Below are 24,078 nucleotides of genomic sequence, written 5' to 3'. Positions count from 1 at the left end.
GAGGGACGTGCCACGAAGCTTAACGATTGCGAAATTGCTCTGTGTATGGCCCCCGTGAAGCGGGTATTGCGGAGGCTGCCCCCGGATGGCCGATTCGTTACCCGATCCTCGACGCTGAGGGTTAGCCCGAGGCTGAGAGTTACGGCCATGTAGGGGAATGACACCGAGGTTACCGTTGAGGGATGTCCGACGAAACCCCTGTTCTGCCCATCGAGACGCTCCGCCGCGCGCCCAAGGTGCTGCTGCACGACCACCTGGACGGCGGGCTGCGGCCCGCGACCGTGGCCGAGCTCGCCGACGCCACCGGCTATGCCGGCCTGCCCACCAGCGACCCCGCCGAGCTGGGCAGCTGGTTCCGCCAGGCGGCCGATTCCGGCTCGCTCGTCTCCTACCTCGAGACGTTCGCGCACACCTGCGGGGTGATGCAAACGGAGGAAGCCCTGGTCAGAGTCGCCGCGGAAGCTGTCGAAGACCTGGCCGCCGACGGCGTCGTCTACGCCGAGGTGCGCTACGCACCGGAGTTGTTCGTCGAACGCGGTCTGTCACTCGATACGGTGGTCGAGGCCGTCCAGGCGGGGTTCACGGAGGGCACACGCCGCGTGGTCGCCGCCGGCGGTTCGATCCGCGTCGGGACGTTGCTCTGCGCGATGCGCCAGCACGCCCGGGCCCTCGAGATCGCGAACCTGGCGGTCCGCTACCGCGACGCCGGCGTCGTCGGGTTCGACATCGCCGGACCGGAGGACGGATTCCCGCCGACCCGCAATCTCGACGCTTTCGAGTATTTGCGGCAGAACAATGCGCATTTCACCATTCACGCCGGTGAAGCGTTCGGTCTTCCGTCCATTTGGGAGGCGATTCAGCACTGCGGCGCCGAACGGCTCGGGCACGGTGTGCGGATCATCGAGGACATCAAGAGCGACGCCGACGGCACGGTCCACCTTGGACGGTTGGCCGCCTATGTCCGCGACCGCCGCATCCCGCTGGAGATCTGCCCGACGTCGAACGTCCAAACAGGCGCCGCGCGCTCGATCGCCGAGCACCCCATCGGCCTGCTGGCCAAGCTGCGCTTCCGGGTCACCGTCAACACGGACAACCGGCTGATGAGCGGGTGCACGATGACCAGCGAATTCGCCGCGCTGCACGAGACCTTCGGCTATGACCTGGACGAGCTGCGCTGGTTCACGATCAATGCGATGAAATCCGCCTTCATAGATTTCGACTCCCGGCTCGCGCTGATCGACGACGTGATCAAGCCCGGGTACGCCGCCCTGCGCTGACCTCGACGCCCTCGGGACCGTGACCGCCGATAGGCGGTTGCGGTCCTTAGGCACGACAACTATCGTTCACCATATAGGAAGTTGTTCTCAGAATTTGAGACGGTGAAGACGATGGCGCAGGTCAAGGGCGATTCGATCGAGCAGGTTCAGGCGAGTTCACGACGGTGGCTCATCCTCGCGCTCGGTCTCGCCGCGCAGACCGCCAGCTGTTCGTTCCTCTACGGCATCCCGTTCCTGGTCCCGGCGATGCGGGCGGCCGAGGGGCTGACGCTGGCCCAGGCCGGCACGGTCGTCGCGGCCCCGAGCATCGGGTTGTTGTGCACCCTGATCGTGTGGGGCGCGGCTGCGGACCGTTACGGAGAGCGTCTGATCATGGCCCTCGGGCTGGGGGCGTCAGGGTTACTCCTGGTGTACGCCGGGCTCGGCGCCCACTCGATCGGGCTGCTCTTCGGGGTGTTCCTTGCTGCCGGAGCGTGTTCGGCTTCGGTGAACGCGGCGAGCGGCCGCGTCGTCATGGGCTGGTTCGCGAAGTCCGAGCGCGGGGTCGCGATGGGGATCCGCCAGACGGCCCAGCCGCTGGGTGTCGGCGTCGCCGCGCTCGGGCTGCCGCCGCTGGCCGCGCACTTCGGGTTCCGCGCGGCGGTGCTGCTGCCGGCCGGGCTGGCGATCGTCGTCGCGCTGCTGGTGGCCTGGCTCGTCGCGGACCCGCCCCGGCCGCCTCGGCCGGCCTTGGGTGAGAAGCCGCCGTCGCCGTACCGGCACGCGACGCTGTGGCGGGTGCACGGCGCGAGCGCGTTGCTGGTGGTTCCGCAGTTCGCCGTCTCGGCCTTCGCGCCGGTGTACCTGGTCACGGTGCAGCACTGGAGCGCGCTGTCGGCGGGCTGGTACCTGGCGGTGGTCCAGGTCCTGGGCGCCGCGGGGCGGCTGGGGTCGGGCTGGTGGTCCGACCGGGTCGGCAGCCGGTTGCGCCCGATGCGCCGGCTCGCGGTGCTGAGCTGCTTCGTCATGTTGCTGGTCGCCTTGGGCGACACGACGTGGCTCTGGCTGGTGCTGCTCGCGCTGGCGCTGGCCGGGATCATCACGGTCGCCGACAACGGCCTCGGCTTCACGGCGTCGGCCGAGCTGGCCGGCCTGGCGTGGTCGGGCCGCGCGATGGGCACGCAGAACACGGGCCAGAACATCGCGGCGTCCCTCACGCCGCCCCTGCTGGGCCTGGTGATCGGCGACAGCCGCTACGCGCTGGCCTTCTGCGTCGCGGCGATCTTCCCGGCCCTGGCGGTACTGGTGGTCCCGGTCCGCGCCGAACCCCGCGACTGACCCGTGTCGCCCCCGGCGCACGCGTGTCGTCCCCCCAATCACGCGAGATGCGCCTCCAATCACGCGAGACCCGCGCCGGATCACGTGAGCCGACCCTCTGGGTACGCGAGTTGGCGTTCCAGGTACGCGAGCCGACCCTCCGGGTAGCGAGCCGACCGCCTGGGGACGTGAGCCGACCCTTCGGGTGCGTGAGCCGACCGTCCGGGTACGTGAGCCGACTGCCCGGGTACGCGAGCCGGCCGGTCCGCGCCGAGCGCGGCAGCCGTAGGCGGTGGCCGAAGCTCGCGGAAACGTGGGGCGCCGCCCCCCGGTTTCCAGTGTACCGGCGGCCTGCGACGGAATCCGGGGGCCGACGGTGGTGCGGGCCGAGTTGTCCACATCCGGTCCGGGCTGTGGACAGCCACGCGCCGACACGACGAAGGCCGCCTCCCGAACCCGGGAGGCGGCCTTCGTGAGGTCGGAAGGTCAGGCGACCGTGAGGCGGTTTTCGAACGTCTCCACCAGCTTGCGCCACGAGCCCTGCTCCGCGTCGAACGGGGCGCTCGGCTCGAGGCGCGTGGGGTCCGGGCGCAGGACGAACGAGACCAGCCAGCCCAGGCTCTCGTTGCTCGCCAGTGCCGTGTCGGCCGTGTCGTCGCCCGCCCAGTCGGCGGCGTCGGTGATCAGCTCGACGGCCAGCTCGAGCTGGGTCGGGTCGATCGCCTCCGGGCCTTCCGCGATGTCGGCGTCGATGCCGGACAGGACGTAGGTGTTCTCCGGGTCGACCTCGATCTCGAGCTCGCCCGCGGTCGCCTTGGCGAGCACCTCTTCCCAGGTGGACACGTCGGCGAGGTCGGTGTCGGCGAGGTCCTTGCCGTCGGCCAGGGCCCGCGCGAGGGCCTTCTCCGAGGTGTAGACGTCGATCTCGCCCTCGCTGCCGAGGAACACCGGCGAGTCGTCGAGGTAGCAGCGCAGCGTGTAGTACTCCGCGCCGGACGTGATGATCTTGATCGGGTCGATGCCGACCTCGGCCCAGAAGCCGACCGGCCCCTCGTCCTCTTCCTCGTCGTCGGAGTCGTCGTCCGAGTCGACGGAGTCGATCGCCTCGAGGTCCTCTTCACCCTCGGCGCCGGCTTCGGCCGCCGCGGACTCCTCGTGGAACGCCGCCAGCTCCTCGGCGGTCTGCTCCAGGATCTTCTCGTCGACGTCGGGTGCGGTCACCAGGCCGTCGATCGCGTCCAGCACGGTGTCCCACTTCTGCGACACCGTCTCGGACAGGTCGTTCCACACCTGGACGCCGACGCTCCCGGTGAACGGGAGGGTGCCCTGGTCGAGCAGCGAGAAGCCCTCGGTCGAGTCGAGGATCTCGTGGACCTCTTCGAGGTCGCAGACGTCGGCGAGCGACCGCACGATGCCGATGATCTCGGCGAGCTCCGCGATGTGCCAGATGTCCGGCTCTTCGGCGACGAGCTCGGGCACGCCGACGAGGTCGTAGGTGTGGTCCTCGTCCGGGATCAGCTCCGGGACGTTCAGCGACGGAACCGCGTCCCACGCCGGGTGATCCAGCAGGTCGTGCCGCTCGGAGGTGCGTACGAACGCGGCCAAGTGGGCTGCGTCCGGGAACGCGTACAGGTCGTCCTCGTCGCCGAGGAACGCTTCCCACTCCTCGCCGTCCTCCCGCCAGCGCGGCGCCCACAGGGTGACGACGTCCCCCTGCGGCAGGCCGAGTTCGATCGGGATGATGTCCTGTGCCATTCCTAAGCCCTCCGGATTACCGCCCGTGTGCGCGCGAGACCGAAAGTATGCCCCGGTCGGTGCGCGGTACCGCGAAGCCTACGGGTTTACCACTCGCGATGCGATCGCCCCTGCCGACTTTGCGACGAGCGGATGGCACGATGGACGTCTCATGACTCTCACAGACCTCCTGCCTGCGGATCCCGACCCCGACGCCCTCTTCGAAGCGTTCACGACCTGGACGGCCGATCGGGGCATCGCGCTGTACCCGGCGCAGGAGGAGGCGGTGATGGAGGTCGTCTCCGGATCGAACGTCATCCTCTCGACGCCGACCGGCTCCGGGAAGAGCCTCGTCGCGGTCGGCGCGCACTTCACCGCCCTCGCCCAGGGCCGCCGCAGCTACTACACCGCGCCCATCAAAGCGCTGGTGTCGGAGAAGTTCTTCCAGCTCATCGAGATCTTCGGGGCGGACAACGTCGGGATGATGACCGGCGACTCCGCCGTCAACCCGGACGCGCCGATCATCTGCTGCACGGCTGAGATCCTGGCGAACATCGCGTTGCGGTTCGGGGCCGACGCCCCCGTCGGGCAGGTCGTGGCCGACGAGTTCCACTTCTACTCCGAGCCCGACCGCGGCTGGGCGTGGCAGGTGCCGATCCTCGAGCTGCCGAAGGCCCAGTTCGTCCTGATGTCGGCGACCCTGGGCGACGTGTCCTTCTTCGAGAAGGACCTCACCCGCCGCACCGGCAAGCCGACGGCCGTGGTCACGTCGGTGCAGCGCCCGGTGCCGCTGACCTTCCGGTACGCGCTGACCCCGCTGCACGAGACCATGTCCGAGCTGCTCCACGGCGGTCAGGCGCCGGTCTACGTCGTCCACTTCTCGCAGGCCGCGGCCATCGAGCGGGCGCAGACGCTGATGAGCATCAACGTCACGACCAAGGCCGAGAAGGAGGCCATCGCCGAGCTGCTCGGCGACTTCCGGTTCTCCGCCGGCTTCGGCAAGACGCTCTCGCGGCTGGTCCGCCACGGCATCGGCGTCCACCACGCCGGGATGCTGCCGAAGTACCGCCGATTGGTCGAGACCTTGGCCCAGTCCGGGCTGCTCAAGGTGATCTGCGGGACGGACACGCTCGGCGTCGGCATCAACGTACCGATCAGGACGGTGGTCTTCTCCGCGCTGACGAAGTACGACGGCGTCCGCCAGCGCCACCTCAAGGCGCGCGAGTTCCACCAGATCGCCGGCCGCGCCGGCCGGGCGGGCTACGACACCGACGGTTACGTCGTCGTCCAAGCGCCCGACCACGTCGTCGAGAACGCGAAGGCGCTGGAGAAGGCGGGCGACGACCCGAAGAAGAGGAAGAAGATCGTCCGGAAGAAGGCGCCGGAGGGCTTCGTCAACTGGACCGAGAGCACGTTCGACCGGCTGATCGCGGCCGAGCCCGAGCCGCTGACGTCCAGCTTCAAGGTCACGCACTCGATGCTGCTGAACGTGATCTCGCGGCCGGGCAACGCGTTCGACTCCATGCGCCACCTGCTGGAGGACAACCACGAGGACCGCGCGTCGCAGCGCAAGCTCATCCTGCGCGCCATCGCGATCTACCGCGCGCTGCTGTCCGCCGACATCGTCGAGCGGCTGCCCGAGCCGGACGAGCAGGGCCGGATCGTCCGGCTCACCGTCGACCTGCAGTTCGACTTCGCGCTCAACCAGCCGCTTTCGCCGTTCGCGCTGGCCGCGATCGAGCTGTTCGACCTGGAGTCGCCGAGCTACCCGCTCGACGTCGTGTCCACTGTGGAATCCACTGTGGACAACCCGCGGCCCGTGCTGTCGCAGCAGCAGTTCAAGGCGCGCGGCGAGGCCGTGAACGCCATGAAGGCCGAAGGCATCGAGTACGACGAGCGGATGGAGCTGCTCGAGAACGTCAGCTACCCGAAGCCGCTGGAAGAGCTGCTGCAGGGCGCGTTCCACAGCTACCGGCAGGGCCACCCGTGGGTCGACGACTACGAGCTGTCGCCGAAGTCGGTCGTGCGCGACATGTACGAGCGCGCGATGAACTTCGTCGAGTACGTCGGCTTCTACCAGCTCGCGCGGTCCGAAGGCCTGGTGCTGCGCTACCTCGCGGACACCTACGACGCGCTGCGCCACACGGTGCCCGACGAGGCGAAGACCGAGCCGCTGCAGGACCTCATCGAGTGGCTCGGTGAGCTCGTCCGGCAGGTCGACTCCAGCCTGCTCGACGAGTGGGAAGCCCTGCGCCACCCGGACGAGGAGGGGCCGGTCTCCCACCGGCCGCCGGCCGAACCGCCCGCCGTCACGCGCAACGAGCGCGCGTTCCGGGTGCTGGTGCGCAACGAGCTGTTCCGCCGGGTCGAGCTGTTCGGGCGGCGGGCGTGGAACGTGCTGGGCGAGCTGGACGCGGCGTCGGGCTGGGACGCCGAGGCGTGGGAAGACGCGATCGAGGACTACTTCGAGGAGTACGACGCGCTGGGCACCGGCCCGGACGCGCGCGGCCCGGCGCTGATCATCATCGAGCAGCTGCCGGACGTCTGGAAGGTCCGCCAGATCTTCGACGACCCGGCGGGCGACCACGACTGGGGCATCAGCGCGGAGATCGACCTGGCCGCGTCCGACGAAGCCGGCTCGGCGGTGGTCCGGGTGATCGCGGTGGGCGCGCACTAGTCGTTGCCTTTTCCTGACTGCTCAGGCATCGTGAGCGCATGGCGGCGACGGTCGTGGAGCACCGGATCGGTGACGTGCGCTGGACGGTCGTCCGCGGCCCCCGCGACGCCGCGTTCCGGGCTTTGGGGGAGTACGCGGCGGCCGACATCCGGACCGTCCTCGCCGGACTGCCCGAGTGGCCGGTCACCGCGCGGATGCTGCGGTCGCCGGTGCTGTTCCGGGCGATCGAATCGGCGTCGCAGGTCGAGCACCCGGACGCCTACGCCGAACTCGCCGCGCTGGCCTCGGGCGCGGGGGTGCCGTTCGATGACCTGCTGCTGGCCAACCTGCGCGGTGACCTGGGCACCGGCGACGGCACCGGCTGCACCGACCTCGCGTGGGTCGGCGCGCGGAGCCTGCTCGGGCACAACGAGGACGGCGCACCGGTGTTCGACGGCATCGGGCGGCTGCTGACCCTGCTGATCGACGGCGAGCCCGGCGTCTGCGTCTGGTGGTACCCGGGTTTCGTGCCGGCCAACACGTTCACGCTCACCACGCACGGGCTGGTGTGGGGGATCGACAGCGTCAACGTCGTCGCGCCCTCTCCGAGCGCCGGACGGCACTTCGTCGCGCGGTCGCTGCAGCGGGCCGTCGACGTCGCGGAGGCCGTGTCGTCGCTGCGCTCGCACGCTTCGGCGGGCGGGTTCGCGTACACCATGGGCCAGGTCGGGTCGGCCGGCGTGACGGTGGTCGAGAAGGCCGGTCACGAGACGGCCGTGACCACTGTGGCCAGTGGGCTTTCCTGGCACACCAACCACTTCCGCCAGCTACCGCCGGACCTCGACGCGGCGGGCGAGGAGAGCCTGGACCGCGCCGAGGTCTGCGCGCACCTGTCACCGGCCGCCCCGGACGTGACGTGGCTGGCGGACACGCTGACCGGCGACGTGCACCGCGACGCGGCCGGCGGCGACCCGCAGCTGACGTTGAGCACGCTGGTCACGGACCTGGCCGACGGCACGGTGACCCTCATCCCGCGCGGCGGCGCACCCCTGCGGGCCCGGGCTATCGACCTCGCGGCCGGCAACGTCGACGCCGTCGTGAGTGGAAATTAGGGTTCTGACCCGCATTACCACTCACGAGGCCGGGACCAGGATCGCCTGGGCGTCCTCGCCCGCGAACCACAGGCCGATGGCGAACGCCGCCGTCGCCTCCAGCAGGTGCGCGCGGTCCAGGCCGCCGCCGAGAACCGGGGTGCAGCCGACGTCGCGGACCAGCGTGCGGACCGCGTCGAGGGCCGCCGGGTCGTCGCCGCAGAGCGGAACCGTGAGCGTCGCGGGTGGCTCGCGCCAGACGTCGGCTGGGGCCAGGTTGAACGCCTTGACGACGTGCGCGTCCGGCGCGGCGGCCGCGATCCGGGTCGCCACCGGGGTGCCGGGCGGGGGCTCGGTGCCGGTCGGGCCGGGCTGGTTGGTGCAGTCCACCAGCACCTTGCCGCGCAGCGAGCCCGCTTTCGGCAGGACGTCGAAGGCGGCGTCCGCGGGGATCGCCAGGAGCACGGCGTCCGCGAAGGCCGCCACCTCGGCCCACGTCCCGGTGCCGCGGCCGGCCACCCGCAGCTCGTGGCCGGCGTTCGTCCAGCGCGTGCCCAAGGCTGTCGCCATCGCGCCCGTGCCGAAGATCCCGATCCGCATGCGTCCTCCTCGTGCTTTGCTGTACCGGCACGACGTTAGGGACCCCGGCAGGAACCGAAAGGTAACCATGGACTTTCTCGCCGACTGCCCGACGCGGCTCGCGTTCGACCTCGTCGCCAACACGTGGAACCCGGTGGTGCTGTGGGCGCTGCGCCACGGCCCGCGCCGGCACGGCGAACTGCGTCGCTCGATCGGCGGGATCAGCGCCAAGGTGCTCACGGAAACCGTGCGGCGCCTGGAGACCGACGGTCTCCTCGAGCGCCGCGACGGCGGGTACGCCCTCACACCGCTGGGCTCGAGTTTCCTGGAGCCGATCGAAGGCTTCGGGCGCTGGGCGGCTGAGCACGGCGACGACGTCGTCGCCGCTCAAACCCGAGCACGACCAGCGTGACCAGCGACAACGCGGGCAGCGGGTAGCCGGCGAGGAGCCCGGCGCCGACGTCGAACGCGGGCGCGGCCACCCCGGTGACGAACACCCAGGTCGGCGCGGTCGGCGGCTTCGCGGCGGGTGACCACGGCGTCTTCCGCCACGGCTTCGCGATCGAAAGCCACGCCTGGAAGGAAAGCGCGCTCGCCATCAGCGAGGCGCCGGCGATCTGCGGCCACGCGACGGTGGCGGTGTCCGCGGCGTCGCGCAGGGCGGGGGAGAGCAGGAAGATGCCGGCGTAGAGCTGGATGAGCGTCAGGGCGAACTTCGTGAGGACCCACCAGTGTCTCGTGTAGCCCCACGCGGTCGCGCCGGCGAGCACGAGGCCGGTGAAGGCGGAGACGTTCGCCATCGGGGCGAGCAGCACGGAATCGAGCCGGTCGGCCATCGCGGTCGCGGCACCGGCTTGGGCGGGACGCGTAAGCGCCAGCGACATCAGCACGACGAGCGCGAGGGCCTGGCTCATCCAGGCGACCGACGACAGGACGTGCAGCCAGACGACGGCGTGGCGCCAGCGGGGAGAAGCCTTGGTTCGGGTCACGCCTCAAGGCTCGCGGAGGAAACGCGCGCGCACATCGGGCGTAACCCCGGAGCCCGCGTCACGCGATCTGCGCCCGGTGGGGTAGCGCGCCGGGCGCCGGCTACCTCCCCGGGAGTACAGGCGGGTTCTTCGCCGCCAACGCCAGCAGCGGCACCGCCGCCGCCGCGTCGGTGACCAGCGTCGAGACCATGCCCGAGCGCAGCACCGCGTCCACCGCCGACGCCTTCGGCTTGCTGTACCCCAGCGCGATCACCTCCGGCACCGCCATCAGCTCCTCGTGGCTGATCGCCAGCACGTGGTGCGCGAGGCCGGTGGACAACGCGGTGCCGGACGCGTCGAACAGCCGGGCCGCGACCTCCGCCGTCGCGCCGCGGGCCGCTATCGCCGCTCGCTCCGCCTCGTCCAGCGCGTCGTAGACCGTCGACTCGCCCGGCTGCCACGCACCGATGCTGACCACGGCCTTCGTCAGGTTCCGGAACTGGCCGAACGTCTCCACGATGCCCGGCTGCCGCCGCAGGGTCTCGGTCGTACGGCGGTCCGGCAGCACCAGGGGCCCGAAGATCGGGTAGGCGTCGCCGCCGGACACCGCCGTCACCCGGCTGACCGTCTCGACCGAGCGGCCGCGCATGTCCATCCCCGCCTGCACTCCGCAGAGCTGGACGACCGGGCAGCGTGCCAGCGTCCGGATCGCTTCGGTCAGCGCGTTCACCGAGCGCGCCCAGGAGAGGCCGAGGATGTCGTCGGTCGTCACGATCTCCTCGAGCAGCCGGGCCGCGAGTGCGCCGATCCTGGCCCGGACGACCTCCTTCGGCTCACGCTCGGTTGAGCGTTCCAGCACGAGGGCCCGGTCCAGGCCGTAGGCCGATCGGATCTCGTCCGACAGGGTCAGGTCCACCGGAGCCGGCAGTGCGAACTCCACTCTGACCAGGCCGGACTCCATTGCGGTGTCGAGCATCCGCGCGACCTTGAAGCGGCTGACGTCGAATTCGTCGGCGATCTCCAGCTTGGAGCGTCCCTGCACGTAGAAGCGCCGGGCGACGGTCGCTAGCAGCATGGCTTCGGTCAGCGACGGCTGCTTCTTGGACGTGCTCATATGAGCACTATAGCGCGAAATCTGCCCGAAAGGTTGACGTAACACCGACGTCAGACCTGTAATGCCTTCACAACTTCTCGACGCATCAGGTCAACGATGCTCATATGAGCGCGAGGAAGGGGCTAGGCATGCGTGCCGCCATCATCGACCGGCCCGGCGAGATCAGGGTCGGCGAGGTGCCCGATCCGAAACCAGGGGAACGACAGGTCGTCATCAAGGTGGGCGCGTGCGGCATCTGCGGCACGGACCTGCACATCGCCGACGGGCACTTCCCGCCGACGCCGTACCCGATCGTCCCCGGTCACGAGTTCGCCGGGGAGATCGTCGAGCTCGGCGACGACGTGCCGGGCGGCTGGGAGATCGGCGACCGCGTCGCCGTCGACCCCTCGCTGTTCTGCGGCTACTGCGGCCCGTGCCGCTCCGGCCACGGCAACCTCTGCGCGAACTGGAACGCCACCGGTGACACCGTCGACGGCGCCTTCGCGGAGTTCGTCGCCGTCCCGTCGGCCAACTGCTACCGGATGCCCGACACGATGACCTGGGAGCAGGGCGCGCTGGTCGAGCCCGTCTCCTGCGCGGTGCACGGTGTGCGACGCGTCGGCGTCGAAGCCGGAGAGCGCTTTCTCGTCGTCGGCGCCGGCACCATGGGCCTGATCATGCAGCAGCTGCTGCAACGCGCCGGCGCCCACGTCACCGTGGTCGACCGCAACAAGGACCGGCTGCCGCGCGCGAGCCGGCTGGGCGCCGTCGCCACCGCGGCCGACGTCGGCGAGCTGAACGGCGAGAAGTTCGACGTCGCCGTCGACTGCACCGGCGCCGCCCCGGCCATCGAAGCCGCTTTCGACTCGATCCGCCGCGGCGGCCGGCTGCTCGTCTTCGGCGTCGCACCGGCCGAAGCCCGCGTCGCGCTTTCGCCGTTCCGCATCTACAACGACGAGATCACCGTCGTCGGCTCGATGGCCGTGCTGAACAGCTACGGCACCGCGCTCGACCTCGTGGCCGGGGGCGCCATCACCACGGACGAGCTGCTCACGGACAAGCTGCCGCTGGAGCGGTACCCGGACGCGCTCGCCAAGATGCGCAGCGGCTCCGGCCTCAAGGTGCAGGTACTCCCGGGAGGTGGCCGTGCGTAAGCTGCTCACCCTCCTCGCCGCGACGTCGTTGCTGGTCACCGGCTGCGCGGGCGCCGGCTCGGTCGGCACCGGCAACTCGACGCTCGTCATCGCGATCGTGTCCAACCCGCAGATGAAGGACGCGATCTCGCTCGCCCCCGAGTTCGAGAAGGCCACCGGCATCACCCTCAAGTTCGTCTCGCTGCCGGAAAACCAGGCCCGCGCCAAGATCACCGCGTCGACCGCCACCGAGGGCGGCGAGTTCGACGTCGTGATGATCAGCAACTACGAGGCCCCGCAGTGGGCGGCCAACGGCTGGCTCGAGAACCTCGAACCGCACATGGCGGCCACCCCGGGTTACGACGAAGGCGACTTCATCCCCAGCATCAAGCAGTCGCTGTCGTACCAGAACCAGATGTACGCGGTGCCGTTCTACGGCGAGTCGTCGTTCCTGGCCTACCGCAAGGATCTCTTCCAGAAGGCCGGGCTGACCATGCCGGCCAAGCCGACGTGGCAGCAGGTCGCGGACTTCGCCGCGAAACTGGACGACAAGGCCGACGGCGTCGCCGGTATCTGCCTGCGCGGCAAGCCGGGCTGGGGCGAGAGCCTCGCGCCGTTCAGCACGGTGGCCAACACCTTCGGCGCGCAGTACTTCGACAAGGACTGGAACGCCAAGCTGACGTCGCCGGAGTTCAAGGACGCCGCGAACTTCTACGTCAACCTGATCCGCGACCACGGTGAGGTCGGGGCCTCCAGCGCCGGGTTCTCCGAGTGCGGCACGCGCTACACGCAGGGCAACGCGGCGATGTGGTACGACGCCACGGTCATGGCGGGCACCAACGAGGACCCGTCGAGCAGCAAGATCGTCGGCAAGTCGGGCTACGCGCCGGCACCGGTCGTCAAGACGCAGGCCAGCGGCTGGCTCTACACCTGGGCCCTCGGCATCCCGAAGGTCGCGAAGGACAAGGACGCGGCCTGGAAGTTCATGGCCTGGATGACCGACAAGGCGTACGTGCAGAAGGTCGGGGCGACCTACGGCTGGAACCGCGTCCCGCCGGGCGTGCGTCAGTCCACTTACGACATTCCCGACTACGCCAAGGCCGCGCAGGCCTACGCGAAACCGACACTCGACGGCATCGCGGACGCGAACCAGGAGAAGGCCATGGCGAACCCGGTGCCCTACCCGGGGATCCAGTTCGTCGGCATCCCCGAGTTCCAGGACCTGGGCACCCGGGTGAGTCAGCAGCTGTCGGCGGCGATCGCCGGCCGCGAGCCGGTCGACGACGCCCTGAAGCAGTCCCAGGATTACGCCCAGACGGTGGGCGACTCCTACAAGGCGGTGCAGTGATGTCCACGCTCTCCGTATCCACTCCCAAGTCCCAGTCACACGCGAAGGTCACGGAGAAACGCGGCCTGAGCACCGCGGCCAAGCGGCGCCTGCCGCTGCTGCCGGCGTTGCTCTTCGTCGTCGCCGTGACGCAATTGCCGTTCCTGCTGACCGTGTTCTACTCGTTCCAGTCCTGGAACCTGGTCCGGCCGGGTTCGCGGCACTTCGTCGGCCTGGACAACTACATCGACGTCTTCGGCGACACGACGTTCCTGGTCGCGCTGCTGAACACGGTGCTGCTGACCGTGGTCTGCGTGCTCGTCGCGCTGCTGCTCGGCCTCGGCCTGGCGATCCTGCTGGACCGGAAGTTCATGGGCCGCGGTTTCGTCCGCACGCTGCTGATCACGCCGTTCCTGATCCTGCCGGCGGCCGGCGCGCTGCTGTGGAAGACGACGATGTTCGACCCGACCTACGGGTTGCTGCACTTCGTCTTCGGCACCGACACCGACTGGCTGTCGCAGTTCCCGCTGGCTTCGGTGATGGCCCAGATCGTGTGGCAGTGGACGCCGTTCATGATGCTGCTGATCCTGGCCGGACTGCAGAGCCAGTCCAAGGAGGTCCTGGAAGCGGCTTCGGTCGACGGCGCGAGCCGCTGGCGGACGTTCGTCTCCATCACCCTGCCGCACCTGTCGCGGTTCCTGCAGCTGGCGACGCTGCTGGGCGCGATCTACATCGTGAACAGCTTCGACGCGATCTTCCTGATGACGCAGGGCGGCCCGGGCACGGCCAGCACCAACCTGCCGTACTACATCTACCAGCGCGCGTTTGAAGGCTTCGACGTCGGCCAGTCGTCGGCGATGGGCGTGATCGTCGTGATCCTGACGATGATCGTCGCGACCTTCGCCCTGCGCCTGATGTTCCGCACGTTCTCGGTGGACGGAGGCATCAAATGACCACCCTGGAGACCCGCCCCTCGGCGGCCACCGCCGCGGCTCCCACCCGCAAGCCGAAGCGCAAACTGGGGCCGGGCGCGCTCACCGTCGTCACCTGGGTGATCGCGATCCTGTTCGTCTTCCCGCTGCTGTGGATGATCCTCACGGCGTTCAAGCAGGAGTCCGACGCCTACACCGACCCGCCGAAGCTGTTCTTCAGCCCGACGTTCGACCAGATCGCGAACGTCCTGAAGGGCGGGTTCCTGCCCTACGTGGCGAACTCCGCGTTCGTCACGGTGATCTCGACGCTGCTGGTGCTGCTGCTCGGCATCCCGGCGGCGTACGCGCTTTCGCTGGCGCCGGTGAAGAAGACGTCGAACGCGCTGGGCTTCTTCCTGTCGACGAAGATGCTGCCGATCGTCGCGGCGATCATCCCGCTGTACATCATCTCCCAGAACACCGAACTGCTGGACACGGTGTGGGCGTTGATCATCCTCTACACGTCGATGAACCTGCCGCTGGCCATCTGGATGATGCGATCGTTCTTCCTCGAGGTGCCGCACGAGATGATCGAGGCCGGCCGGATCGACGGCGCGAACCTGCCGACGCTGCTGCGCCGGATCATCATGCCGGTGGTCGCGCCGGGGATCGCGGCGACCGCGCTGATCTGCGTGATCTTCTCCTGGACCGAGTTCTTCTACGCGGTCAACCTGACGGCGGCGCGGGCCGGCACCGTGCCGGTGTTCCTCGTCGGGTTCATCACGAGCGAGGGGCTGTACTGGGCCCAGCTGTCCGCGGCCGCGCTGCTGGCTTCGCTGCCGGTGATGATCGTCGGCTGGTTCGCGCAGAACCACCTCGTCCGGGGGCTGTCGATGGGAGCGGTGAAGTAGTCATGGCTGCAGTCGTCTACGAAAAGGCGTCCCGGATCTACCCGGGCGTGTCGTCGGTGAAGGCGGTCGACCAGCTCGACCTTTCGGTGCCGGACGGGGAGTTCCTGGTGCTGGTCGGGCCGTCCGGTTCGGGCAAGTCGACGGCGTTGCGGATGCTGGCCGGGCTGGAGGACGTCGACGAGGGCGCCGTCCGGATCGGCGACCGCGACGTCACGGGCCTGCCGCCGAAGGACCGGGACATCGCGATGGTGTTCCAGTCCTACGCGCTGTACCCGCACATGACGGTGGCCGGCAACATGGGCTTCGCGCTGGAGCTGCGGGGAATGTCCACTTCGGACATTCGGGCACGCGTCGGCGAGGCCGCCGAGATGCTCGACCTGACGCGGTTTCTCGACCGAAAGCCCAAGGCGTTGTCCGGCGGGCAACGGCAGCGCGTCGCGATGGGCCGGGCGATCGTGCGCGAGCCGAGCGTGTTCCTGATGGACGAGCCACTGTCCAATCTGGACGCGAAGCTGCGGGTGGAGACCCGCGCGAACATCGCTCAGCTGCAGCGGCGTCTCGGCACGACGACTATCTACGTCACGCACGACCAAGTCGAGGCGATGACGATGGGCGATCGGGTGGCGGTCCTGCGCGACGGCCGGTTGCAGCAGTGCGCGTCACCGAGGGAGCTGTACGACAACCCGACGAACTCGTTCGTGGCGGGCTTCATCGGCTCGCCGGCGATGAACCTGGCGCTCCTGCCGCTGACGGACGGCGGCGTCCGCCTCGGCGACGTCACCCTGCCGCTGCCGCGGTCGGTGCTCACGGCGGCTGGTTCTGCCGGTTTGCGCGAGGTCACGTTCGGCGTCCGCCCGGAGTCCCTGCAGCTGGTCTCGGAGGGCGGCTTCGAGCTGGTGGTGGAGCTGGTCGAGGAACTGGGCGCGGACGCCTACCTGCACGGCAAGGTGGGCGACGACCGTTTCGTCGTCCGCGTCGACGGCCGCCGGCCACCCCGCATGGGCGACAACGTCCGCGTCGCGTTGCGCGGCGAAGGCGAAACCCACGCCTTCAACCCGGAGACAACCCTGCGCCTCTCGTAGTGGTCACCTTGTCGTGAGTGGTTAGGGCGGTTAGAACCGCCCTAACCACTCACGACAAGCTGCGGCAGACTTGGCAGCTCGGCGCCCGGCTCCCGTCCGGGTTCCACCCTTCGCGGAGCAGGATGGCCCGCACTTCCGCGGCGACCTCGCACGGGGAAGAGTGGACGTCCTGCCAGCCGTAGACGAGCCGGGCCCTGCCCGCGAGCTCGGCGGCGTTGTCCCGGCGGCGATCGCGAAAGGCGACACCGGCTGTGGCGTGCGTTGCGCGGCCGTCGAGCCGGACAGTCACCGCGGCGCCGTGGCTGTCGTAGGTGACGTCCTCCCACAAGGTCTTCCCGTCCACGGCGAACGGCGTCTGCCGATCACCTCGCGGCAGGCCGTGCTGGTCTTCGACCAGCTCGAGGTACTCGACTTCGAGGGCGGACATCAAACCGTTGCGCACCAGGCCGAGTCCCCTGCGGATGGCAGCCCGGTAGCGGAAGGGTGGGCGTTGCGAGACACAGTTCTCGACGGCTTCGAGCGACATCGAACTTCGGCTGACGAGGTCGACTACCAGCAGCGTCGCGTCCCGGGCTGTCTCCTGCGAGACGGCCAGATCGACGATGGTGTCCGGGCCGCGGGTACGAGGCGGCGTGGTCGCCAGTGTCGTGTGCCGCAGTGCGCGTGATCGGTGAACCGCCACGAGTGGGAGCTGCGAGATGGCGGAACTCGTGTAGGGCACAGTGATCTCCACCGGCCGGTCGGTGATGGGGACGAGTCCCCATTCCTCCGCCGCCGAGTGGTGGCTCAGGACAGCGTGCCTGCCGCCGTAGAGCAGTGCGGCCGCCAAACGCGCGGGTCGGGGCAGCGGACCGGTGAACGTCGCGTAGACGCCGGGCAGCACGCGTTGCCATCGCCCGGCTTCCACGTTGGCGGCCAGGTCCGCTTTGGTGTGGCCGTAGGACCGCAGCTGTCCGTGGCTGATGATGTCGTGTTGCCGGTCGAGGACGACCGGCCAGCTCGGTCTGGCCGAGCCCGGCAGTTCGTCGGTGGACCACCGTCGGTTGAGAGGCACATCTCGACCATGGTCGACTCCAGCGGCCCGTAGGAGACGCCCGGCAAATCTGTGGATAACCAGGAACGATGTGGATAACTCGGTCGTGAGTGGTTAGGGCGGTTAGAACCGCCCTAACCACTCACGACAAGCTGCGGCAGACTTACTCCTCGAGGGAGAGGGCCTGGCTGGGGCAGACGTGCACCGCTTCGCGGGCCTTCTCGATCAGCTCACCCCGCGGCTGGTCGTCGAGGACGATGACGGTGCCGTCGTCCTCGCTCTGGTCGAACAGCGCGGGCTCGGTGAGCACGCACTGACCCGCGCCGACGCACTTGCCGGTGTCCGCGATGATCTTCATGGTTCTTCTCCTGTGGTGGGAGGGCCGTCCGCTCGATCTCTACCAGGTGACCGGCAGCCGGTACAGCCCGTAGATGTTCGCGTCGTCCTTGAAGGGCAGTTCTTCCACGGGAACTGCCAGTTTCAGGGACGGAATCCGCCGGAACAGCGTGTCGAACACGATCTGCAGTTCCATCCGGGCCAGGTTCTGGCCGAGGCACTGGTGCGGCCCGAAGCCGAACGCGACGTGGTGGCGCGCGCCGCGGTCGATGTCCAGGTCGTCCGGGTTGTCGAACGCCCCGGGGTCGCGGTTGGCCGCGTAGCCCAGCGCGAGCACGCCCTCACCGGCCCGGATCAGCTGCCCGCCGACCTCGACGTCCTCGACGCACAACCGCGCGGTCGCCGCGTCGACGATCGTCCAGTAGCGCAGCATCTCCTCGACGGCGTCGAGCGTCTTGCCCGGGTCGGCCTTCAGGAGCGCCAGCTGCTCCGGGTTCCGGAGCAGCGCCACCGTCGACAGCGAGATCATGTTCGCTGTCGTCTCGTGCCCGGCCACCAGCAGCAGGAAACCGGTCGCGGCCAGCGAAGCACGCCGGTAAGTACCGTCTTCGCGGAGCTTGACGATCTGCCGGCCGAGCAGGTCGTCCGGCGGGTTCGCCTCCTTCTCCGCGATGAGCTCTTCCATGTAGCCGCGAATGGTGTCGAACGCCGCGCGCCGCTCTTCCGGCGACGTCGAGCGCTTGATCAGCTTCGCCGTGTGGGTCTGGAAGAAGTCGTGCTCGGCGTAGGGCACGCCGAGCATCTCGCAGATCACCAGCGACGGCACCGGCAGCGCCAGCGCCTCGACGAGGTCGCCGGGGTTCGGCCCGGCCAGCAGCGCGTCGATCTGGCCGTCCACGATCTCCTGGATCCGCGGCCGCAGCGCCTCCATCCGGCGCACGGTGAACTCGCCGAGCACGGCCTTGCGAGCCGGCCCGTGCTCGGGCGCGTCCATGGTGATCATGGTGCGCTCGTCGCCCTGGCGCCGGAACCCGCCCGCCACGAGCTGCGGGAAGTCCGGGTGCTGCCGGTCGGCGCTGAACCGCCGGTCGTTCAGCACGGTCCGGACGTCCTCGTGCCGGCTGACCACCCAGGCGCGGCCGCCGTCAGGGAGCCCGACGCGGGTGATCGGCTCCTCTTCGCGGATCTCCTGGTACGCGGGCGGCGGCGAGAACGGGCACGTGCGCGTCATCGGGAACTGGTGGACCGGCTCCTCGACTGTCGTCATGATTTCCCCTCTTTCACCAGGTCACGGGCAGGCAGTACAGACCGAAGATCGACGAGTCGTGCTTGAACGGCAGCTGCTCGACCGGCACGGCCAGCTTCAGCTCCGGGAGACGGCGGAAGAGCGTGTCGAACACGATCTGCAGTTCCATCCGGGCCAGGTTCTGGCCGAGGCACTGGTGCGGGCCGAAGCCGAACGCGACGTGGTGGCGCGCGCCGCGCTCCAGGTCCAGCTCGTCCGGGTTGTCGAACGCCTCCGGGTCGCGGTTGCCGGAGTAACTGAGGCCGAGCACGCCCTCGCCCTCGCGGATCAGCTGGCCGCCGATCTCGAGGTCCTCGGTGGCGACGCGCGACGTCGCGAACTCGGCGATCGTGAAGTACCGGAGCAGCTCCTCGACGGCGTCGAGCGTCTTGCCCGGGTCGTTCTTGATGAGCTCGAGCTGGTCCGGGTTCTCCAGCAGCGCGACGGTGCCGAGCGAGATCATGTTCGCCGTCGTCTCGTGCCCGGCGATGAGCAGCAGGAACGCCAGCGAGACGAGCGAGTCGTGGTCGGCCTCGCCGTGCTCCTCGCGCTGCTTGGCGATCTGGCGGCTGAGCAGGTCGTCGGCCGGCTCGGCCTCCTTGGTGGAGACCAGCTGGTCGAGGTAGGCCTGCAGCTCGTCGACGGCCTTGATCCGGTCGTCCTGCTCGACGTCCCGGTTGAGCAGCGTCGAGCTGCGGACCTGGAAGAAGTCGTGGTCGGCGTACGGGACGCCGAGCAGCTCGCAGATGACCAGCGACGGCACCGGCAGCGACAGCGCGGTGACCAGGTCGGCGGGCTTCGAGCCGGCCAGGATCGCGTCGATGTGCTCGTCGACGATCTGCTGGATGCGGGGCTGGAGGGCCTTCATCCGCTTGACCGTGAACTCGCCCACGACCTCTCGCCGGGCCGAGCCGTGCTGCGGCGGGTCCATGTTGATCAGCGACGCGGTGAAGTTGCTCCGCCGCACCGGGCGGCCCTGCTTGGTCAGGAACGGGAAGCCCGGGTTGAACCGGTCGGAGCTGAACCGCGGGTCGGTCAGCATCTGCCGGACGTCCTCGAGCCGGGTGATCGCCCAGGCTTCCTGGCCGGACTGCAGCTCGACGCGCTGGACGGGGCCCGCTTCGCGCAGCTTCTCGTACGCCGGTGGCGGCGCGAACGGGCAGCTGCGCACCAGCGGGAAGACCTCTTCCCCGGTCGAGGTCGTGGCGGGTTCGGCGACTTCGGTCATTTCGGATCCCCAAATCGGACGGAAAGTATGTGGAGGATTACATTCCGGTTCTAGAACCCAACGTACCCAAGTGGAAGGACATCGTCCACTAGCTAACGGGTGACATCTTGCGGATGCACTGTGTGGCCGCCTGACCGTGCGAGAATCACCCCGCGCCAGATTCAGCGAGAGGCGAACGGCATGACGGCAGACCCCGATACCAGCCTGCGGGCTGACGCGCGGCGCAACCGCGACCAGATCCTGGCCGCCGCGAAGAGCATCTTCGCCGCGTCCGGTGCCGAAGTGCCGATGGAGGAGATCGCCCGGGCGGCCGGCGTCGGCGTCGGCACGCTGTACCGGCGCTTCCCGGATCGGGACGCCCTGGTCCGCGCGGTGGCGATGGACAACTTCGAGCGCGTCCTGATCGACGCGAAGCGGATCGCCGCGGAGGAGACGTCGTCGTGGCGCGCGCTCGAGCGGCTCCTGCGGCAGTCGGTCGAACTGCAGCTGGTCGTCCAGCTGGCGATGGTGTCGCACCGGGCCCTGGTGATCCTGAAGGGCGACCCGGAGGTCCGCCGCCTGCGCGACGAGATCCTGGTGGTCCTGGACGAGTTCGTCCGCGGCGCCCAGGCCGAGGGCAAGCTCCGCGACGACGTCGGCGCGGGTGACGTCGCGATCCTGTTCGCGACGATGCTGCGTCAGATGCGCGCGAAGACGGACGATGTCGCGGCGATGGCGGCGAGCCGCTGCGTCGGCATCATGATCGACGGGCTGAGCGCGCGGCCGGGAACGCCGCTGCCGGGTCGCCCGATCACGTCCCACGACCTGGATCCCGAAGACCACTGATCGTCATTTTCCCGTGTTAGGGTTCCGCCTCGTTCTGCCATTGTTGACGAGGCGGGAAAATGCGACGAAGAACCCTGGCTGCATTGTCGGTAATTCCCCTTTTCGTGCTCGCCGCGTGCGGGCAGGACGCCGGTTCGGCGGCTCCGGCCGCGGTGTCGCCCGTCGCGTCGTCGTCACCTCCGGCGTCTTCGCCGGTGACGTCGAGTGGCACCCTCGCGCCGCCGACGTCGGTCCCGCGAAGTACGTCCCGACCTGCGCCTAGTCCGCCCTCGGTGACCCCGGTCCGCAACTGCGGCAGCCCGGAGTTCACCACGAGCGACCCCGACGGCGGCTGGTCCGACGGCGGCTACTACGTCCACAACAACATGTGGAACTCCGACGAAGCGGGCCCGGAAACACTGCGCGCGTGCGCGTACGACAATTGGTACGTGGATTCCACCCAGCCGTCGACGACGTCGGTGAAAACCTATCCGAACGTCCACAAGGACATCAACGACCAGAACGGAAAGCCGTTCAACGACTATTCGGTGATCCGCTCGACGTTCGCCGGCCGCGGCCCGGGCACGGGCATCTACGACGTGGCGTACGACCTCTGGCTCAACGGCGTCGGCGACGGCAAGGGCGTGACCGAGGTGATGGTCTGGACGGAGAACCTCAAGCAGCAACCGTCGGGCGACAAGGTCGGGACGTACACGGCGGGCGGCCACGCCTACGACGTCTGGGCGGACGACGACGGCTACATCGCGTTCGTGTCCCAGGCGACGCAGTACTCGGGCGCGGTGGACCTGAAGGCGATGATCGCCTGGGGCATCGGCAAGGGCTTCATCCCGCCGAACCCGACGGTCAACCAGATCGGCTACGGTATCGAGTTCTGCTCCACGAGCGGCGGCAAGGCCCGGTTCACGCTGACGGACTTCTCGGTGACGATGAGTTAGCGGGCTGAAAAGCCACCACCCGGCGGCCCGGGTGGTGGCTTTCACCAGCGAAAACTCAGACGCCCAGCGGGTGCCAGACCGTCTTGGCCTCCAGGTATCGGCGCAGCCGGGACAGGTCCGGGGCGATCGTCCAGTCCGGCTCCGGTTCCGGGACCGTCAGCACCCGCTTCACCGTGTTCGCCGCTTCGCGCGCCAGGCCCGGGCGGTCCGCGGCCGCGGCTCCCGTGGGGTCCAGGGCGTTGACGTCGCCGTGGGAGGCCAGCCAGGAGCCCAGCTCGGACGCCTGGCCCGTCAGGATGTTCGCCACGCCGCCCGGGACGTCCGATGTTGCCAGGACCTCCGACAACGTGATCGCCGGCAGGGGGCGCTCCGCGCTCGAGACCACCACCGCCGTCGAACCCGTGGCCAGGACCGGGGCCAGGACGCTGACCAAGCCCAGCAACGACGACTGCTGCGGCGCCAGGATGCCCACCACGCCCGTCGGTTCCGGGACGGTGAACGAGAAGTACGGGCCCGCCACCGGGTTGGCCGCGCCGAGGACCGTGGCGATCTTGTCCGTCCAGCCCGCGTACCAGACCCAGCGGTCGATCGCGGCGTCCACAAGGGACTCGGCCTTCTTCGTGGCCAGACCCTCCGAAGTGGATACTTCGGTGACGAACTGGTCGCGGCGGCCCTCCAGGACCTCGGCTACCCGGTACAGGACCTGGCCGCGGTTGTACGCCGTCGCCGACGACCAGCCCGGGAAGGCCTTGCGGGCCGCTACCACCGCGTCGCGGACGTCCTTGCGGGACGCGTGGGCCGCGTTCGCCAGGAACCTGCCCTTCGCGTCCGTCACCGGGTAGACCCGGCCGGACTCCGAACGCGGGAACTTGCCGCCCACGTAAAGCTTGTACGTCTTGGCTACGGAGATTCGGTCAGACATTCAGGTACGCCTCCAGCCCGGTGCGGCCGCCTTCGCGCCCGAAACCGGATTCCTGGTAGCCGCCGAACGGCGCGGCGGGGTCGAAGCGGTTGAAGGTGTTGGCCCAGACGACGCCGGCCCGCAGCTGGTTCGCCATCCACAGGATGCGCGAGCCCTTCTCGGTCCAGATCCCCGCCGACAGACCGTACGGCGTGTTGTTCGCCTTCGCGACGGCCTCGTCCGGCGTGCGGAACGTCAGCACCGACAGCACCGGGCCGAAGATCTCTTCGCGCGCGATCCGCATCGACTGGTGGACGTTCGCGAACACCGTGGGAGCGAAGAAGAAACCGCGGTCCGGCACCGGGCACGGGCTGGTCCAGCGCTGCGCGCCCTCGGCGTCACCCGCTTCGACGAGCCCGCGGATCTTCGCCAGCTGCTCGGCCGAGTTGATCGCGCCGATGTCGGTGTTCTTGTCCAGCGGGTCGCCGAGGCGCAGCGTGGAGACGCGGTAGCGGAGCTTCTCCAGCACCTCTTCGGCGATGGACTCCTGCACCAGCAGCCGCGAGCCCGCGCAGCAGACGTGGCCCTGGTTGAAGAAGATGCCGTTGACGATGCCCTCGATCGCCTGGTCCAGCGGCGCGTCGTCGAACACGATGTTCGCCGCCTTGCCGCCCAGCTCCAGCGTCAGCTTCTTCGCCGTGCCCGCGACTTCGCGCTGGATCGCCTTGCCGACCTCGGTGGAGCCGGTGAAGGCGATCTTGTCGATGTCCGGATGCTCCACAATGGACGCGCCGATGTCGCCCGCGCCCGGCAGGATGTTCACCACGCCCGGCGGCAGCTCGGCCTGCTGGCAGATTTCGGCGAACACCAACGCGGTCAGCGGCGTCGTCTCCGCCGGCTTCAGCACGACGGTGTTACCGGTGGCCAGCGCGGGTGCGATCTTCCAGGCCAGCATCAGCAGCGGGAAGTTCCACGGGATGATCTGGCCGGCGACACCCAGCGGCTGCGGGTTCGGCCCGTAGCCGGCGTACTCCAGCTTGTCGGCCCAGCCCGCGTGGTAGAAGAAGTGCGCCGCCGCGGTCGGGACGTCGGAGTCGCGCGACTCCTTGATCGGCTTGCCGTTGTCCAGGCTCTCCAGCACCGCCAGCTCGCGCGAGCGCTCCTGGATCAGCCGCGTGATGCGGAAGAGGTACTTCGCGCGCTCGGTGCCCGGCATCTTCGACCAGACGTTGTTGTAGGCCTTGCGCGCGGCCTTGACCGCGGTGTCCACATCGGACTTCGACGCGGTGCCGACCTCGGCCAGGACCTCTTCGGTGGCCGGGTTGATCGTCTTGAGCGGCTCACCCGAGCCGTCGACGAACTCGCCGTTGATGAACGGCTTGTAGTGGTCCTTGAGGTTCGCGATGGCGCGCGACTCAGGCGCCGGTGCGTACTCGAAAACAGGCATCAGTCGGTGTCCAATACGTTTCCGCTTCGC

23 protein-coding genes are annotated in these 24,078 nt (G+C 69.2%); 13 read left to right on the top strand and 10 right to left on the bottom strand.

The genetic code is table 11. The features are described 5' to 3' along the window. Nucleotides 1–182 precede the first annotated feature (182 nt). Together ACLJQZ_RS23605 and ACLJQZ_RS23600 are read left to right on the top strand one after the other, a co-directional pair. A complete protein-coding gene (locus ACLJQZ_RS23605; protein WP_326955988.1) occupies nucleotides 183–1,277 on the top strand; it encodes an adenosine deaminase in 1,095 nt (364 codons plus the stop codon). Between the two features lie 111 nt (nucleotides 1,278–1,388). Next, complete coding sequence (locus ACLJQZ_RS23600) at nucleotides 1,389–2,594, top strand: MFS transporter (RefSeq protein ID WP_410622080.1); 1,206 nt, start codon at nucleotides 1,389–1,391, stop codon at nucleotides 2,592–2,594. A 465-nt stretch (nucleotides 2,595–3,059) separates the two neighbouring features. On the opposite strand, the gene ACLJQZ_RS23595 is transcribed toward ACLJQZ_RS23600, so the two are convergent. Beyond that, on the bottom strand, nucleotides 3,060–4,328 hold the full coding sequence (locus ACLJQZ_RS23595; RefSeq protein WP_410622065.1) for a primosomal protein: 1,269 nt from the start codon (nucleotides 4,326–4,328) through the stop codon (nucleotides 3,060–3,062). Between the two features lie 151 nt (nucleotides 4,329–4,479). On the opposite strand from ACLJQZ_RS23595, the gene ACLJQZ_RS23590 reads away from it, so the two are divergent. Further along, the gene (locus ACLJQZ_RS23590; protein WP_410622064.1) at nucleotides 4,480–6,984 is read left to right on the top strand and encodes a DEAD/DEAH box helicase; all 2,505 of its coding nucleotides are present in this window, start codon (nucleotides 4,480–4,482) and stop codon (nucleotides 6,982–6,984) included. Between the two features lie 38 nt (nucleotides 6,985–7,022). Beyond that, nucleotides 7,023–8,075: a C45 family autoproteolytic acyltransferase/hydolase gene (locus ACLJQZ_RS23585; RefSeq protein WP_410622063.1), complete on the top strand. Its 1,053-nt coding sequence runs from the start codon at nucleotides 7,023–7,025 to the stop codon at nucleotides 8,073–8,075. A 21-nt stretch (nucleotides 8,076–8,096) separates the two neighbouring features. Here ACLJQZ_RS23585 and ACLJQZ_RS23580 read toward each other — a convergent pair whose 3' ends face one another. Further along, nucleotides 8,097–8,654: an NADPH-dependent F420 reductase gene (locus tag ACLJQZ_RS23580; protein WP_410622062.1), complete on the bottom strand. Its 558-nt coding sequence runs from the start codon at nucleotides 8,652–8,654 to the stop codon at nucleotides 8,097–8,099. 67 nt (nucleotides 8,655–8,721) lie between these two features. Between ACLJQZ_RS23580 and ACLJQZ_RS23575 the strand changes: the two genes are divergently transcribed. Next, on the top strand, nucleotides 8,722–9,045 hold the full coding sequence (locus tag ACLJQZ_RS23575; protein WP_410622061.1) for a winged helix-turn-helix transcriptional regulator: 324 nt from the start codon (nucleotides 8,722–8,724) through the stop codon (nucleotides 9,043–9,045). Here the strand turns inward: ACLJQZ_RS23575 and ACLJQZ_RS23570 are convergent. Beyond that, nucleotides 8,936–9,622, bottom strand: coding sequence for a hypothetical protein (locus tag ACLJQZ_RS23570; protein ID WP_410622060.1), 687 nt, complete (start codon nucleotides 9,620–9,622; stop codon nucleotides 8,936–8,938). The two genes, ACLJQZ_RS23575 and ACLJQZ_RS23570, sit on opposite strands and share 110 nt — an antisense overlap. Nucleotides 9,623–9,722: 100 nt before the next feature. After that, nucleotides 9,723–10,715, bottom strand: a complete 993-nt coding sequence (locus ACLJQZ_RS23565; RefSeq protein ID WP_410622059.1) for a sugar-binding transcriptional regulator — start codon at nucleotides 10,713–10,715, stop codon at nucleotides 9,723–9,725. Between the two features lie 128 nt (nucleotides 10,716–10,843). On the opposite strand from ACLJQZ_RS23565, the gene ACLJQZ_RS23560 reads away from it, so the two are divergent. The 5 genes from ACLJQZ_RS23560 to ACLJQZ_RS23540 are packed head-to-tail and all read left to right on the top strand — an operon-like array spanning nucleotide 10,844 to nucleotide 16,058. Continuing rightward, nucleotides 10,844–11,848, top strand: coding sequence for a zinc-dependent alcohol dehydrogenase family protein (locus tag ACLJQZ_RS23560; protein ID WP_410622058.1), 1,005 nt, complete (start codon nucleotides 10,844–10,846; stop codon nucleotides 11,846–11,848). Then, on the top strand, nucleotides 11,835–13,175 hold the full coding sequence (locus ACLJQZ_RS23555) for an ABC transporter substrate-binding protein (protein WP_410622057.1): 1,341 nt from the start codon (nucleotides 11,835–11,837) through the stop codon (nucleotides 13,173–13,175). Before ACLJQZ_RS23560 ends, ACLJQZ_RS23555 begins: the two co-directional genes overlap by 14 nt. Then, nucleotides 13,175–14,107, top strand: a complete 933-nt coding sequence (locus tag ACLJQZ_RS23550) for a carbohydrate ABC transporter permease (protein WP_410622056.1) — start codon at nucleotides 13,175–13,177, stop codon at nucleotides 14,105–14,107. Before ACLJQZ_RS23555 ends, ACLJQZ_RS23550 begins: the two co-directional genes overlap by 1 nt. Further along, on the top strand, nucleotides 14,104–14,976 hold the full coding sequence (locus tag ACLJQZ_RS23545; protein ID WP_410622055.1) for a carbohydrate ABC transporter permease: 873 nt from the start codon (nucleotides 14,104–14,106) through the stop codon (nucleotides 14,974–14,976). The genes ACLJQZ_RS23550 and ACLJQZ_RS23545 overlap by 4 nt, the downstream gene beginning before the upstream one ends. Nucleotides 14,977–14,978: 2 nt before the next feature. After that, nucleotides 14,979–16,058 carry an ABC transporter ATP-binding protein gene (locus tag ACLJQZ_RS23540; protein WP_410622054.1) on the top strand — a complete coding sequence of 360 codons (1,080 nt, stop codon included), beginning with the start codon at nucleotides 14,979–14,981 and terminating at the stop codon, nucleotides 16,056–16,058. 49 nt (nucleotides 16,059–16,107) lie between these two features. Here ACLJQZ_RS23540 and ACLJQZ_RS23535 read toward each other — a convergent pair whose 3' ends face one another. From ACLJQZ_RS23535 to ACLJQZ_RS23520, 4 genes are all read right to left on the bottom strand, one after another. Further along, the gene (locus ACLJQZ_RS23535) at nucleotides 16,108–17,112 is read right to left on the bottom strand and encodes a hypothetical protein (RefSeq protein WP_410622053.1); all 1,005 of its coding nucleotides are present in this window, start codon (nucleotides 17,110–17,112) and stop codon (nucleotides 16,108–16,110) included. Nucleotides 17,113–17,254: 142 nt separating this feature from the next. Next, nucleotides 17,255–17,449, bottom strand: coding sequence for a ferredoxin (locus ACLJQZ_RS23530; protein WP_247060779.1), 195 nt, complete (start codon nucleotides 17,447–17,449; stop codon nucleotides 17,255–17,257). 39 nt (nucleotides 17,450–17,488) lie between these two features. Then, complete coding sequence (locus tag ACLJQZ_RS23525; RefSeq protein ID WP_410622052.1) at nucleotides 17,489–18,694, bottom strand: cytochrome P450; 1,206 nt, start codon at nucleotides 18,692–18,694, stop codon at nucleotides 17,489–17,491. Between the two features lie 13 nt (nucleotides 18,695–18,707). Further along, the gene (locus ACLJQZ_RS23520) at nucleotides 18,708–19,940 is read right to left on the bottom strand and encodes a cytochrome P450 (RefSeq protein WP_410622051.1); all 1,233 of its coding nucleotides are present in this window, start codon (nucleotides 19,938–19,940) and stop codon (nucleotides 18,708–18,710) included. Between the two features lie 180 nt (nucleotides 19,941–20,120). Between ACLJQZ_RS23520 and ACLJQZ_RS23515 the strand changes: the two genes are divergently transcribed. From ACLJQZ_RS23515 to ACLJQZ_RS23505, 3 genes are all read left to right on the top strand, one after another. Continuing rightward, complete coding sequence (locus tag ACLJQZ_RS23515; RefSeq protein WP_410622050.1) at nucleotides 20,121–20,765, top strand: TetR/AcrR family transcriptional regulator; 645 nt, start codon at nucleotides 20,121–20,123, stop codon at nucleotides 20,763–20,765. 115 nt (nucleotides 20,766–20,880) lie between these two features. Next, the gene (locus tag ACLJQZ_RS23510; RefSeq protein WP_410622049.1) at nucleotides 20,881–21,027 is read left to right on the top strand and encodes a hypothetical protein; all 147 of its coding nucleotides are present in this window, start codon (nucleotides 20,881–20,883) and stop codon (nucleotides 21,025–21,027) included. Between the two features lie 10 nt (nucleotides 21,028–21,037). Continuing rightward, a complete protein-coding gene (locus ACLJQZ_RS23505; RefSeq protein WP_410622048.1) occupies nucleotides 21,038–21,700 on the top strand; it encodes a GH12 family glycosyl hydrolase domain-containing protein in 663 nt (220 codons plus the stop codon). A 55-nt stretch (nucleotides 21,701–21,755) separates the two neighbouring features. On the opposite strand, the gene ACLJQZ_RS23500 is transcribed toward ACLJQZ_RS23505, so the two are convergent. After that, nucleotides 21,756–22,622, bottom strand: a complete 867-nt coding sequence (locus ACLJQZ_RS23500; RefSeq protein ID WP_410622047.1) for an aldehyde dehydrogenase family protein — start codon at nucleotides 22,620–22,622, stop codon at nucleotides 21,756–21,758. After that, nucleotides 22,615–24,048, bottom strand: coding sequence for an aldehyde dehydrogenase family protein (locus ACLJQZ_RS23495; protein ID WP_410622046.1), 1,434 nt, complete (start codon nucleotides 24,046–24,048; stop codon nucleotides 22,615–22,617). The genes ACLJQZ_RS23500 and ACLJQZ_RS23495 overlap by 8 nt, the downstream gene beginning before the upstream one ends. Between the last annotated feature and the right edge of the window lie 30 nt (nucleotides 24,049–24,078).

The sequence above is a fragment of the Amycolatopsis sp. cmx-8-4 genome (genome assembly GCF_046548675.1).
Taxonomy (GTDB): domain Bacteria; phylum Actinomycetota; class Actinomycetes; order Mycobacteriales; family Pseudonocardiaceae; genus Amycolatopsis.
Note: the sequence above shows the minus strand (reverse complement) of the source record. Positions and strands in the feature narration are given on the sequence as shown.

Coding starts and splice junctions, on each gene's coding strand:
- ACLJQZ_RS23525 (WP_410622052.1), bottom strand. CDS start 18,694: ATGACGACAGTCGAGGAGCCGGTCCACCAGTTCCCGATGACGCGCACG.
- ACLJQZ_RS23595 (WP_410622065.1), bottom strand. CDS start 4,328: ATGGCACAGGACATCATCCCGATCGAACTCGGCCTGCCGCAGGGGGAC.
- ACLJQZ_RS23580 (WP_410622062.1), bottom strand. CDS start 8,654: ATGCGGATCGGGATCTTCGGCACGGGCGCGATGGCGACAGCCTTGGGC.
- ACLJQZ_RS23545 (WP_410622055.1), top strand. CDS start 14,104: ATGACCACCCTGGAGACCCGCCCCTCGGCGGCCACCGCCGCGGCTCCC.
- ACLJQZ_RS23520 (WP_410622051.1), bottom strand. CDS start 19,940: ATGACCGAAGTCGCCGAACCCGCCACGACCTCGACCGGGGAAGAGGTC.
- ACLJQZ_RS23500 (WP_410622047.1), bottom strand. CDS start 22,622: ATGTCTGACCGAATCTCCGTAGCCAAGACGTACAAGCTTTACGTGGGC.
- ACLJQZ_RS23575 (WP_410622061.1), top strand. CDS start 8,722: ATGGACTTTCTCGCCGACTGCCCGACGCGGCTCGCGTTCGACCTCGTC.
- ACLJQZ_RS23585 (WP_410622063.1), top strand. CDS start 7,023: ATGGCGGCGACGGTCGTGGAGCACCGGATCGGTGACGTGCGCTGGACG.
- ACLJQZ_RS23560 (WP_410622058.1), top strand. CDS start 10,844: ATGCGTGCCGCCATCATCGACCGGCCCGGCGAGATCAGGGTCGGCGAG.
- ACLJQZ_RS23515 (WP_410622050.1), top strand. CDS start 20,121: ATGACGGCAGACCCCGATACCAGCCTGCGGGCTGACGCGCGGCGCAAC.
- ACLJQZ_RS23600 (WP_410622080.1), top strand. CDS start 1,389: ATGGCGCAGGTCAAGGGCGATTCGATCGAGCAGGTTCAGGCGAGTTCA.
- ACLJQZ_RS23495 (WP_410622046.1), bottom strand. CDS start 24,048: ATGCCTGTTTTCGAGTACGCACCGGCGCCTGAGTCGCGCGCCATCGCG.
- ACLJQZ_RS23565 (WP_410622059.1), bottom strand. CDS start 10,715: ATGAGCACGTCCAAGAAGCAGCCGTCGCTGACCGAAGCCATGCTGCTA.
- ACLJQZ_RS23605 (WP_326955988.1), top strand. CDS start 183: ATGTCCGACGAAACCCCTGTTCTGCCCATCGAGACGCTCCGCCGCGCG.
- ACLJQZ_RS23550 (WP_410622056.1), top strand. CDS start 13,175: ATGTCCACGCTCTCCGTATCCACTCCCAAGTCCCAGTCACACGCGAAG.
- ACLJQZ_RS23590 (WP_410622064.1), top strand. CDS start 4,480: ATGACTCTCACAGACCTCCTGCCTGCGGATCCCGACCCCGACGCCCTC.
- ACLJQZ_RS23530 (WP_247060779.1), bottom strand. CDS start 17,449: ATGAAGATCATCGCGGACACCGGCAAGTGCGTCGGCGCGGGTCAGTGC.
- ACLJQZ_RS23540 (WP_410622054.1), top strand. CDS start 14,979: ATGGCTGCAGTCGTCTACGAAAAGGCGTCCCGGATCTACCCGGGCGTG.